This window comes from Gammaproteobacteria bacterium (genome assembly GCA_013214945.1).
Classification (GTDB): domain Bacteria; phylum Pseudomonadota; class Gammaproteobacteria; order Enterobacterales; family Psychrobiaceae; genus Psychrobium.
This window is the reverse complement of record JABSRT010000025.1, coordinates 15,952-29,652: the sequence shown is the minus strand read 5'-3', so window position 1 is coordinate 29,652 and position 13,701 is coordinate 15,952. Positions and strand designations below refer to the sequence as shown.

At 41.0% G+C, this 13,701-nt stretch carries 7 protein-coding genes; 2 read left to right on the top strand and 5 right to left on the bottom strand.

What is annotated here, in order from left to right:
- Window positions 1–195: 195 nt before the first annotated feature.
- The 4 genes from HRU23_17025 to HRU23_17010 form a co-directional block, all read right to left on the bottom strand.
- Window positions 196–942 (bottom strand): 4'-phosphopantetheinyl transferase superfamily protein, encoded by a 747-nt coding sequence (locus HRU23_17025; GenBank protein NRA55843.1) that lies wholly within the window; start codon window positions 940–942, stop codon window positions 196–198.
- A gap of 14 nt (window positions 943–956) precedes the next feature.
- Complete coding sequence (locus tag HRU23_17020; GenBank protein NRA55842.1) at window positions 957–3,194, bottom strand: acylase; 2,238 nt, start codon at window positions 3,192–3,194, stop codon at window positions 957–959.
- Window positions 3,195–3,358: 164 nt separating this feature from the next.
- Window positions 3,359–4,708, bottom strand: a complete 1,350-nt coding sequence (locus tag HRU23_17015) for a lysine N(6)-hydroxylase/L-ornithine N(5)-oxygenase family protein (protein ID NRA55841.1) — start codon at window positions 4,706–4,708, stop codon at window positions 3,359–3,361.
- 210 nt (window positions 4,709–4,918) lie between these two features.
- A complete protein-coding gene (locus HRU23_17010) occupies window positions 4,919–6,646 on the bottom strand; it encodes a PvdJ/PvdD/PvdP-like protein (GenBank protein ID NRA55840.1) in 1,728 nt (575 codons plus the stop codon).
- Between the two features lie 230 nt (window positions 6,647–6,876).
- On the opposite strand from HRU23_17010, the gene HRU23_17005 reads away from it, so the two are divergent.
- Complete coding sequence (locus HRU23_17005) at window positions 6,877–8,265, top strand: membrane dipeptidase (GenBank protein ID NRA55839.1); 1,389 nt, start codon at window positions 6,877–6,879, stop codon at window positions 8,263–8,265.
- Window positions 8,266–8,474: 209 nt separating this feature from the next.
- Window positions 8,475–10,211: a cyclic peptide export ABC transporter gene (locus HRU23_17000; GenBank protein NRA55838.1), complete on the top strand. Its 1,737-nt coding sequence runs from the start codon at window positions 8,475–8,477 to the stop codon at window positions 10,209–10,211.
- Window positions 10,212–10,823: 612 nt separating this feature from the next.
- Here HRU23_17000 and HRU23_16995 read toward each other — a convergent pair.
- Window positions 10,824–13,310 carry a TonB-dependent receptor gene (locus HRU23_16995; protein ID NRA55837.1) on the bottom strand — a complete coding sequence of 829 codons (2,487 nt, stop codon included), beginning with the start codon at window positions 13,308–13,310 and terminating at the stop codon, window positions 10,824–10,826.
- Window positions 13,311–13,701 lie beyond the last annotated feature (391 nt).

Below are 13,701 nucleotides of genomic sequence, written 5' to 3'. Positions count from 1 at the left end.
CACATATTAACGATTTCATTACAGTGATTCATTAATTGAAAGGGAGTTATAGAATAAATACCATGCCTATATAACGAACTAGAATGTAAAATAGTTAATGTGTTTTGTTAAAAAACAAAAGATTATTCTATTTAATATCTGTAACACTGGCTCCGTCCTAGCGGGCTGCTGGCCCTATATTAATCGTGGAAAAAATCAGATAATAACTAAACTGGCGAATGTCTCTTGCAGTTGGTTAGTTGAAATACCGGTTGGCTGGTTTAAATCGTGGATTGGCACCGCGCAATATTTGCCGATGAAACACATATCTTTGGGTAGCTTTTCATGCAATGAAAAATTCAATCTAAACTGCACTTCTTTAGCTTCGCTGTCCCAGTGAATAACAGTTACAGCATTAAAATCAAAAAAGGCGTTAACGAGTGGGAAAGCCGCTTTATAAAAGCTTTCTTTCATAGAAAAAATAATCGTGAAAACTTGTTCTGGTGTCATTGTTGCGTGGCGTAAAAACTTGAGCTCTTGTGTTTGCAAGATGTAACTACTCGTTTCCTCAACCACGCTTGGTGTAACAGTCTTTTCTATATCAACCCCTAAGCCAACAATAGCTTGATCTTGAGAAACCACGGCAATAGCAAATTGTGCACTATGACTGATAGACCCTTTGATCCCCATTGGCCATAAAGGGTTTCTAAATTTTCCGGTACCTACTGTCGACGGATACCGGCCAAGCTTACTCAACGCTATTTTCGAACAATAACGACCCGCTAAAAATTCAGCCTTACGTTTAAAAACTGACCGCTCGAGTGCTAGCGGAAAGTTAATATTCCAAGATTTAAAGAGCTGGTCATCATAGGTTAACGCGTTAAAACAACAACCGGCTTGAGTAATGTTATCTGCCCCCAGCCAATCAAGCTGACCGAGGGGGTAAATGAAGGGTGTTTTCACACAAATGTCAGCGATCATGGCAATACAAGCGTCTTTCGTTCAATCACTATAGCTTGATTAATCTGCTGTTCGGTAAAAGGTATTATCGGCCAATGCTGTTGTGAAAATAACTTAGTTTGATCATTATAAAATGGCGAAGAAACTTCACTCGATTGAGAAAAGGCTAACAATCCTTTGGCTTGCGGCCCTTCGTTAGTAAAGGTGACCAGTTGAATATAACTGCTGCCTTTTTCAACGTGTAATGGCGCTGGTTTAGTATCATCTTGCTGCGCTGTTTCAAGAACATTATATATCCCTAAATCACCGTAGCCGCCAGGCAGGCTTATTTTATCTTTACCACGAATAGCCAACTGAATATCGCCCCAGCGGGCATTATCTGCAAGTTTGAGCTTTCTAATTCTTTCACCTCCTTCAATAAGCGCCTGCTTAATGCCATTAATGTTCGAAGGCTTGTTTAAATCGATGCCTCGCGGAGTATTTAAAGGGGCTTGAACATCAAAAGGAATACGCCAACCCTGTTTAGCGTTGTGGAAAAAATTCATGAATGCATCAAAATATATAAAACCTAAACCACTATCAATATTAGCCTGACCATCCCAACTTTTCAGACTTGAACAAGCCTGAGTCAAGGATTCATCTGATTGTTGTGTTACACAAAAAGCTAATAGATCAGCTAACACCAAGTCGGCTAAATAGACCTCATTATCAGTGACCATCTGCTCTAAAAATCTTTCGGTTAGCAGGTTATCACCTTGCAGCCGATTTAAAGCAAAGCGAGTTCGCAGCTTTAATTTGCTATCTTGACGCGTTACCAATGGGGAGAATCCTTCAACAGGATGCTTAGGGTTAGTAAGCCAAGCACTATCATTAGAATTTTGGACAAAGTCGTCACGTAATAAGGTCGGCATTTTCGCGGCAGGAGTAATGCCGGCTTGAGCAGAAGAAGGATCGACATGCCAGAGACATTGACTCGAGTTCCCTTTCAATCCAGGTAAGCCTTCGGCAGCAAGTTCAGGAATTTCACATGCTGTTAATTGCTTTTTCAACAAATAAGGAACCACCGACTGGTTCATATATAACGCGTTGCCTTTATCATCTGCAGCCAAGGTATTGACCCAAGGAATACCTTGAATTTTTTCTACGCTATCTCGTAATGACAACGTATCTTTAGCTTTATTAATTGCATACCATTGCTGTAATACTCTGGTATTAGACAGATTGGCATCTTGCAGAGCATAGGCTTGATTGTCACCCCAATCCATTAAACCAGGCCAGGTAATTAATGGACCAAATTTGGACAGGTAAAAATCATGGCTTATGTCTGACAACAGCCCATCGTCATTAAGTACTTTGATCTGTAGCGTTTGTTTCTTTAATGCATAGGATTTACCATCGACCAGGTATTTCTTATCGTCCTGTGGGTCAAGATCTAACCGATATATAGTGAAATGGTTCGAGCTATCAACCGTATGGGTCCAAGCTACATTGTTATTAAATCCGATATTAAGTAATGGTAAACCGGGTAATGCGGCGCCCATAACATCGAGCTGGCCAGGAATAGTTAAATGCATTTGATAAAAGCGTAATGCACCGCTCCATGGAAAGTGAGGGTTAGCTAATAACATGCCTTTGCCGTTGATGGTTCGACTACGACCAACCGCAACGCCGTTACTGCCCACGCCTAATTGTAAATTCCCCTGCCAACTTGACTGAGCAATATCGTATTGAGCTTCGCTAGTCGTGACATTATCAACTTTGTCCATAATCCATTGCCACCAACTTTTAGGTGGCTGAGCACCAACTAACGCCTGTGAAAATTTGCCAATGCCACCTTCTACCAATAACCGCCGGGTTAAACGCACCAAATCTTCATAGGTAATATCACCGACCCACGGCTGTTTATAACAGCTCATACTTTTTGAATTAGCTTGTGCTAAAAAAAGATTAAAACCTGCCGCATACCCCATAAGTAGTTGCTGAATATCATGGGGCTGAGCTTGCCAAAACTTTTCAATTTCTGCTGGTGAATTAAGCCAAGTGAAGAAGAAATCTGAAGTTATATTATTTAGCTTCGCTGACGATTCCCCATGCGAACCTAAATAACGAGCCCGCTCTCCACGTGCAGTTAATACTTCATCCATCAACAAACATGCATTGTCACGAGCATAAACATAACCAATTCCGTAACCTAAACCTTGCTCATCTTGTGCTTTAATGTGGGGAATACCGTAGGTAGTCCACCGAATATCCACTTTAGCCCCGTTGTTGTTTGTTACAGCCCAACTGTTTGTTGCAGCCCAACTATATGATGTAAGGCATAATAAAAAGAGATATAAGCAATTTTTCATTAACAGTAACCTTTGATGACCAATATTTTTTATCGAATATATTTAACACTGTGACTAATGAAACGTTATTAACCAGTTTCTAATAAAGATTGACTAAATGAAGTTGAGTCAGGTGCTGTTTGTTGTGCTAAGTAGGCATGCAAAGACTCTGCTATTTCATCGGAACGAACGGCTAAAACCGATAATAATGTATCACTTAAACCATGAGTCGATTCATTACTGCCTTGTAAGTATATTGCCGGCTTACAACGATCATCGGTTTGTAATCGATAATTTCTGTCTACGTTGTACTCACCAATATATTCAGCCAATGGAGCCAATAAATCTAAATGCTGGTTACGCTCATACCCCGTAGCGAGAATAACAGCGTCGTAACGTTGAGTTATCTCTGCACCAGTCGCACTATTGTGTGAAACGAGATCTATGCCTTGTTCCGTAGCCGTTACCTTAATAATGTTGGTTGAACAATGAAAACTATGACGCTGTACGCCTGATACCTTCTGTTTATAAAGAATATTATAAATTTGCTTGATCATCGGCTCATCAATTACTGAGTAATTAGTATGCTGATATTCTTTTAACTGGCGATCTCTTTCTGTTTGTTCCTTTTGCGTATACATCGCATCTGTCGCCGCCGGCGCAAAGACTTCATTAACAAAAGGGCTTGAGTCTGCAGGTCGTAGCGTCAGACTGCGCGATATCATATCGGCTTGTACTGAAGGGTAAGTATCATTGATATCAATAAATGCTTCTGCAGCGCTTTGTCCACCACCAATAATCGCAATGCGCATTGGCTTACCTTTAGCACAAGGCAGTTTCGACATATTCAACAAATAGCTAGAATGATGAAAAACACGAGAATCGGATTTAAGGTGTTTAAATAGCTGTGGAATACGAGCACTTCCTCCTGGGCTAACAATTAATGAACGGGTTTCACGCTCAAATTTGTTACCATTAATATCTTTAGCAATCACGCGCAGCGTTTCAACATGACCGTTATTTCCCTTAGAAAGAACCGGCTCAACCGACAACACTTCTTCACCATAATTAAACTGTTTAGCAAAATGTTTCGCTATCCACGAAAGGTAATCATTAAACTCTAATCGACTAGGGTAAAATGTGCCCAGGTTAATAAAATCAACCAAACGATCGTGTTTATGTAAATAATTAACAAAAGAATAAGGGCTACTAGGATTACGTAATGTGACCAAATCTTTCAAAAATGATACTTGTAAATCACTTTGTCCGGTAATGGTATTACCATGCCAGCGATAATTAGCCTGTTTATCGAGAAACAGCGTCGACAGTGCACCTTGCGACTTGGATCGCTCTTCTAGAGCAATTGATAAAGCAAGATTTGAGGGGCCGCAACCGACACCAATTAAATCGTAAACAGTAGACACAATAGAATCTTTCATATTCTTATACCTTATTTATTCGTGCGTTATTATTTATATTCCAACAGTCTGGAATACCTAGCAGTAATTATTTCTAAGCAAATATTTATAGTTAATAGATACGAAATTAAGCCAATTAAATTTAGTATTATTCGGCTTAATTTAAATTGTCAGCAATCGGTAAATATATATGTCCTGGCTAGTCCTCAATTAACTGGCAAGGAAATACAATTACTTATTCAGCTTCATGCTCCGTGCATACCATGGCCGACGAGGCACCCGTTTCATTAGGTCTGGCACATCGTCTTCACCACTAAATGCGATACTAAGCGCTAATTTCATCCCTTCAACATCCAGATCTACAGCCTTACTGTTAGATTCGACATTATGAGCACTATGTTCAACCGCCTCATTGCTGTTCCCAACATTATGATCACTATGATCAACCGTCTCATTGTCGTGGCCACCAGTTGGTGTGCTGTATCCAACTGGTGCGCAACCATGAGCTGACGAGCCCAACCAAGGGTCGTCCACTTCTACCCATTTACCGGCCGCAAACCAAGAAATCCCCTTGACTTGCTTTCGGCGTACTTCCCCTGGATGTAACCATTCGTGCGCCCGGAACCAATCTTCAATCCTGTCATCAATCCAGCGATGAAACATCCAAAATACGGGGTTAACATGAGAAGAAAATGGGTCACCTAAATAATCATTTTCGGGTAAAAACCAACGGGAAGAGAAATCTGATGGCCACCTGTCCCAAGGAACTGGCATATCGTTAGTAGGGTCACGCGTTATTGTCGCCCAGCGCATATGTAACCAATCATGCATGCCTAGTTCCATCTCAGAGCCAAACTCTGCTAAGGTTAAACGCGCCAAATATTGAGGGTCTTGGTATTGTGATTCCCAAACTTGATAGTTACTGTAAAAAGTATTACTGCCCTTAACGTCATTTAACCACTGGGTATATTCGTCGTCCCCCTCAGACTCCCAAGCAGGTGGAACTGAGCAACCATCGTTATTTTCGTAATAACGAATAAAACCGGCTAAATCTTGTTCAACAAATGGCGCAGGCAAAGGCAGTTTCGACCAGCCTTTTAAGTCGGGCTGTAACATACGTGCTTTATGAAGCATATCTCGATGCATAAAAAAGAAATCTTCACCAGAGCCATTCTTATGTTTATTATCACCACGTGCTCCACGTTCTTTATCGCGAACGCCGGGTTGCCACCCAAGGCGACGTAAAGCGTCACGTTTATCATTTGGTAGTTTGTGCCATTTATCGCGTACGGCATGCCATAACTGATGAAATAAACGATGCTCTGGCGACACCAGCCAAGCCGTAAGTGGAGCATTAAATTTAATTTTGTCTCTGGCTAAAGGGAAAGCTTGTTTTCGAGCAATAAACGGACAATCGCGTTCAGGTAAATGCAACGCGCGGTCTAAGCGTCGAATGCTACCACTTAAGGTGCCACTGCCTGAGCCACCCCACCGTCCCCAAACCTCATCAAGTAATGCGGTGCAGTCATAACTTGGGATAGCAGACAATGAATCTCTGGCAATTAATCGCCAACGGATCTTTTCAGGCTTGTCATCAACAATATCGCCTATCACACGGTATTGCGGCGTATCGGCACTGCGTAACGTTTCTGGCAAGCCAATATAACCTCTAATACTTCGTCCTGTTACGCCAACGTCAAGTACTAACTCAGCCCCCCTTAGTGGCAACCCTGCTAAACCAGAGTCTTTAAACTCTATATCCCAAATACCCCGTAATCGATTCGCAAGCAAAGTACCTTCATTTGTTGCTGGCTCTGGTACTGCTTCGCCAGAAGTTATGTCTTGCGCAGCGAGCTCATCAAGATGTTGTCGAATTTGACGCTGACCAAAATAAATGCTCGGCAATACGATGCTTGTTGCCGACAACCCCATTAAAAATTTCCGTCGAGAAAACGTCATGACTTTACCTGTAGTTAAACGGCACAGAACTCACTTTAGTCGCGCCTAATGCTTTAATAACGAAAGAGTAGTGAAAAAATTTAAGCTAAAAATTCATCGCTGCTATCACGTAAAAGCGATAAAACGCATTTGCTGGATAAAAACTTTTTAACTCTGATTAAATTTTCTCGTCTTAGGCACGTTTATCTACTAATTGACAACATCACTATTCAAATAGAAAAAGGTAGAGTATGAACACAGCGCACAGTAAAAAATCCCGATATTTTGGCATCCTCGCTCTGGTATTGGTTATCGTTGCTGTTGGCAGCTCCGCAGCATGGTATTTTTACAAACAAGGAATGAGCCTAACCGCTAAAGAGTTATACCCCAAAGAAATCATGAGCCATGCAAAAGAACTACAAGATACGATTATCTCGTTCGATGCCCATATAAATGTGCCTCTTGATTTTAATACTGAGCTAGTCGAAGCAAATACCGATACTCAATACCAATTCGATTTAATAAAAGCCGCGAAAGGTCGATTATCTGGCGGCGCATTAACCATACTTGGTTGGCCTGAAATATGGAATGGCTCTAACGCGCCTCATCGTCCAACGCTGGGCATGTTAGATGAAGCACAACAACAGCAAGAAGTTCGCTACAAAATTATTACCAATATAGTGCGCGACTACCCAAACCAAGCCGGCATTGCGTTTACCCCTGCCGACTTTAATCGCTTATACACGGAAAACAAATTCGCCATTATAATCAGCATGCTTAACGCCTATCCTTTGGGTAATGATCTCTCTCTTCTAGACACATGGGCAGCGCGTGGTATGCGTATCTTTGGCTTCAATTATGTCGGTAATAATAACTGGTCAGACTCGTCACGCCCGATGCCATTTTTTAATGACACAACAGATGCTTTAGAGGGGTTATCACCACTTGGTGAAAAAGCCGTGCATCGCCTTAATGACCTTGGCGTGGTGATAGATGTTTCACAAATGTCGAGTAAAGCGTTAAAGCGTGTTACTCAACTAACCCGCGCTCCTATTATCGCTTCTCATTCAGCGATGCGAGCCATTGTCGACATACCGCGAAACATTAGTGATAAAGAGTTACAACTGATTAAACGTACAGGCGGTATGGTTCATGTTGTTGGCTTTACGACCTACCTAAAGGCCTTAAGTGAACGTACGTTAAACAAGCTGAATATTTTAAGAAAAGAATTTAATTTACAACCCTTAGAAATGCAAGAAAACCTCGCCAATGCGCATATGCCTGGTGACGCAGTTATCGCCATTTGGTCAGAACAAAAATTTGGCGAATACGCAGGTTCTCTCTATAGCATTATGGAAAATGAGCCTAAAAGCACCCTCAAAGATTATTGTGATCATATTGACTACGCCGTTAAGAAAATTGGTATTGACCATGTAGGCATCAGCTCTGATTTTAACGATGGGGGGGGCGTTGAAGGATGGATGGATGTCAGTGAGATCACTAACATTACCGCCGAATTGATTCAGCGCGGATACTCAGACAATGACATACGAAAGCTGTGGGGGGTAAATTTCTTACGCGTTTGGAAAAAGGTACAAACACTAGCCAAACAAAATACTAATACAACAGCTTCCCAGTAACCGTATTACCTACGTCATATTAGCTACGCCACAGTATTTATATACGCTAGAAAATAGGATTTAACATCAATAATAAAAGCCTTGGAGTAGTGGCGGCAAACTTGTTACTCCAACGTTTATTCGGCTTGCACCACCAGCCGAAAATAAAACAATGTTCGCCCATGGCAAAAATAATAGCCTAACTTAAACCAATTATGCCGAGACAAATAATGCCCAACCGCACACACAGCTTGCTGCATGAAACACTGACCATACTTAAGCCCTTCCGGCTACTGGTTGCTTTATCAACTATATTAGGTGTTATTGGAGGGCTTGGTATTACCGCTTTGTTAGCAACAATGAACGAAGCAATGAATATGACTCATGGTCCAGATACCTATTTAGCACTAACATTTGGTGGCTTATGCCTTTTAGTATTAGCCTGTACCACGTTATCAAACCTTAGTATTAATTACATTGGCCAACATGTGGTACTAAAACTACGCCAACGTTTAGCAAAGCAGATCCTAGCAGCGCCAATAGTACAACTTGAGCGCTACCGTAGTCATAAACTCATTCCTGTTTTAGTCGGTGATATTAATATAATTAGTGCTTTTGCGCTTAATATAGCTCCGCTTGTTATATCTTTTGCGGTGACACTCGGCTGTCTCTCTTACCTAGCTTACCTGTCATGGCAGGTATTATTACTAACGCTTGCTACTGTTGTCGTTGGTAGTGGCGCACAATATATAGCTTTTCGCTTTGGTAGCTCACATTTAGGCATTGCACGCGACGCTGAAAATGATCTACAAAAAGCTTATCAAGCGCTTTCTGAAGGTGCTAAAGAATTACGAATTCAACGCCCTCGCCGCTTACATTTATTTTCAAAAAATATTCAAGGAACAACAGATAAAATTTGTAAAGCCAATATCAAATCGGCCAACATTTTTATTGGCGCAGAAAGCTTTGGTTCAATGTTATTTTTTGCCGTTATTGGTATGGCGATCGCCTTTCAAGCACTATGGCCAACAGCCGATAAAGCCATGTTAGGTGGTTTTGTACTTGTTATGCTGTACATGAAAGGACCGTTAGAGCACATAGTAGGTACCCTGCCAGAAATCGCCCTTGCGCAAGTTGCTTTTCAACGTATTGCCGACTTGTCAGAAAAATTTTCATCACCAGAACCTTACCTGCTGTTGAATGAGGATCAAGATGAAGGCCACAACGAAGCTAATAACACCGCAAAGCAGGCAAGCAGCAATACTTCACATGAAGAAACAAAACCCGCGACATTAAAAAGCCTTGAATTGAATCAGGTATTTTATGAGTTTCCCTCTGTTGATAATCTAGCACCATTCAAACTTGGCCCAATTAACATCAAAATAAAACAAGGTGATATCGTTTTTATTGTTGGCGAAAATGGTGGCGGCAAAACCACGCTAATAAAATTACTACTCGGACTTTACGTGCCACAACAAGGTCAAATAATGCTTGACGGTAAAACAGTAACCGCTCAATACATGGATGACTACCGTCAACTATTTACCACTATATTCTCAGACTTCTACCTGTTTGATGAACTGCTCAATGCAGAACAAGACTTGCCACAACAAGCGAACAAATATCTCAAAAAAATGAAGATAGATCACAAAGTAACCATCAAAGATGGTGCATTTACCACCACTGATTTATCAACCGGACAACGTAAACGCTTAGCGTTAATTAACGCATGGTTAGAAGAACGACCGGTCTTAGTTTTTGACGAGTGGGCTGCCGACCAAGATCCTAGTTTCCGCCGCATTTTTTACACCCAACTATTGCCTGATCTTAAAAAATTAGGCAAAACAATTATCGTTATTTCACACGATGATCGCTACTTCAATATTGCCGATCAATTAGTGAGAATGGAAAATGGTAACGTTATTAGTGAAGACGTTATAACTGAACCAGAAATTATTAGCGCTTGAGTTGTATAAAATTGAATAGGGGCGAAGTTCTATAACATTTAACCTTAGTCTTCAACTGGGCTGGTACCATATGCATTAACTGCTGCATATGGTACGCCAGTGGCCGATATTGCACTAACGGTTTAAATTCCTATACGCAAAGATCAGATGAAAACACAATGTAACAAAACCTACAAACATAAGACAATCATAACTATCCCCTGATTTAACGACAATTGAATCATATTTACGATATTTAAAACCACCCATCCCCTATCCTCCCCAGTGCTAACTTTGGCTAGTAGAGGTGATGTATGAACTGTAATCCCCCCGAAATTAATAACAGTCAAAAGTAGAGAAATTCCATATCCTAAATTAAAGGAATTTTTTATGAAAATATCGCGAGTCAGCGATAGCCAAATTATATCTTTCTTAAAAGAAAACGAAGTAGGAACAACCGTGCAGGATCTATGCAGGAAGTACGCTGTGATCAACACCAACCTTCACAAATGGCGCACTTGAAATAATTAAGGCTCCACTGCGTACTGAGCGCTTACCTAACTTGGTGAAAAGAAAAACGCACCATGATTATGATGCGTTTATTGGTTTTAGCTTAGGATTTACAGTTGATTACTAATTAAAATCGTACGACACAGTTAACAACACGGCACGCGGTGACCCGCGAAAGCTACCGAAGGCATATTTTGGTGTTGCTGATTCAATATAATTTTCATCTGTTATATTACGTACCAATAGTGATATATCCCAATTAGGAAGCGCATTATAACTTAAGTGCATATCTGCGCGATGATAACCTTCGAGGTATATTTGTTTCCCTCCCTCTATAAATTTCCGCTCACCAACATTAACAAAAGTTGCGCCAGCAGCTAATCCTTGTAGCGCGCCGGTTTGCCATTCATAACTCGCGTATAAACTAAATTGTTCATCTACAGAACCGTCAATAGATAAACCCTTATTATTATCGTCTTCTAAAAACTCATTTTCCTGCCATGAGGCCGCTGCTGTAACGGTTAACCCTTGATAAGGCGAGCTAGTAATTTCCAATTCAATGCCTTCGGTACGGTGTAAACCCGACGATATCGAGTATTGACCGCTAGTGTCATCGGGATCGATCATTGGTCGATTAGTTAAATCTTGCTGGTAAATAGCAAGTGTTGCACCAAGTTTATTGTCGAGCCAGTCTGTTTTTAGACCCAGTTCATAACCTTCTCCGGTTATTGGATCAAGAATTCCTCCTCCGTTAGCAGGCGATGCTATCTCGCCAGTAGGTTCAAACGATTCTGCATAAACCGCATATGCCGAAAAATTATCGTTAAAGCCATGCGTTAATCCTAATCGCGTAGTAAACGCATCCTGTTTAACTGCTGCTGGCTCATTTAGGTCGCCCCATGAAGTAAATATTAACTTGCTATAGGTTTTATCATAACGGCCGCTAATTAGTAGCTTGGTTTTTTCTTGTAAGCTTAATACGACCTGCGCGTAAATGGCGCTGTTGTCTGTATTATTGTCACGGGTAATAGAAGTTGGCACATCCTCTACAGGGACAAACGGATAATTGGAAAAATCACCAGAAAAAGATTCCGGCTCTCCTACCGTCATATAAGAATACCCCCAATCACGAGTACGGTGCTGATCGTTATGCTCTGCGCCTATAAGTACTTGGTGTGTTTGACCAAAAGCGTCAAATGCCCCTTCTAAGCGTAAATCTACTGCCCAAACGTCGCGTTCCCAAATATCTTTTTCTGCTCCTGTATATAAATAATCATCAAAAACATAACCAGCATTGCCTTTAATAATATCCCGCGTAGATTTATTGGCTTGAAGCAGTACGCTAGCCAACCAACGATCTGAAACTTGATGATCAACCCTAACGATTAATTCAGTGATTTCCGTTTCAGACTTATCACCGGTGCTGCCATAAAGTTCAGTGGGGGAAGAAAAATTATCATATCGCTTAATTTGATCGCCAACTAATTGCAGAGGTATACCTCCATTATTATCAAACTCATCTTTTTGATAAAGCAATTGTGTTAATATTCTGGTGTTGTCATTAATTATTACTTCAATGCTGGGCGCCAGCATAAACTTGTTATTATCTAACTCATCCACAAACGAACCAGAATCCTCATATACCATACTGACATGACCATTTAAGCTAGCATCATTGTTAAGTGCGCCGGTAACATCTATATCAGTACGTTTTGTATCAAAAGAGCCGACCTGAGCACTTACGTTGGCAGAAAATTCAGCCTGTGGTTTTTTACGTACCAAATTAATAAAGCCACCAAGCGAACCCTGACCATAAAAACCCGCAGGCCCTTTAAGTACTTCGACCCGCTCATAAGCAGCTAAGTCAACATTGTTGTTACCCACTTTAAAGCCATCAGAACGTACACTAGTTGGTTGACCACGCATCACAAACTTTTGATCGTATTGTCCAAGTCCGCCAAACATACCTGGGCCAGTTTGAAGCCCCATACTATCAGCACTATTGCTAACGCCGGCGATAAGTTCAACTGCGGTAGATAAGTCTTTAACCTGCCGAGCATCTAAAGAGTCTCGGGTTACCACTGAAATCGCCTGTGGCGTTTCTTTTAACGGCATTGCCATTTTGGTAGCGGTGGTTTGATACTGTGCTTTAAAACCGCCCTCTTCTGCTGGCGCATCACCAAAACTTCCTTCATTGCCGACAGTGGTTAATGCTAAGGTGCCGGCGATATTACTACTAGCGCCATTCATCTTTTTAATAATATAACCACCAGCACTGCCGTGTTTTACGGCCACTAAATTGGTATTCACTAAAAGGGTCTTTAATGCTTGCGCTATGCTATATCGACCTTTGATCCCTTGGGTGGTTTTTTCTTTTACTAACGCTGGCGAGTAGGCCAGCGCTTCACCTGCTAAATGTGCTAATTGATTTAAAGCGGGCGTTAACTGCCCTGCGGGAATATCGAAATTAATCAATTTTTTTGCAAGTGCATGTTCATTCTGATCACTCGACTGATTCGACTCGGCCTGAGCAGCTAATGAAATGCTCGATGAAAAACAAACGGCGGCAATAGCTATTGCTAATGGCTTATAAACAAACGGTGTGGGCATACAAACTCCATAGTTATGAAATTAACCGATATAAAGTGGTTAATTTCATGTTTTATCTTAGTTAATAGTGGTTTCTATTAGCTATGACGCACGACAAAGCAAAAACTATAGTGATAGATAATTTTATTTTAAAAACATTTACTCATCTATAGCCGCTTATCCATATTAAGTTAACGGCGCTTTGCTTTGATAATCGTGAACAATGGCGTGTAGGTAGTTACCTTAATGGGTAAACTACCTGATAACACCTGCAATGATTTCGTTAAATCATTAAGTGGAAACACCCCCGACACCGTATAGTTAGCCAATGCAGCTCTATCAATTTGAAGATAACCATAATGATAGCGACGTAATTGTTCTAACACTTTAAGTACCGGTTGGTTTTCAACAA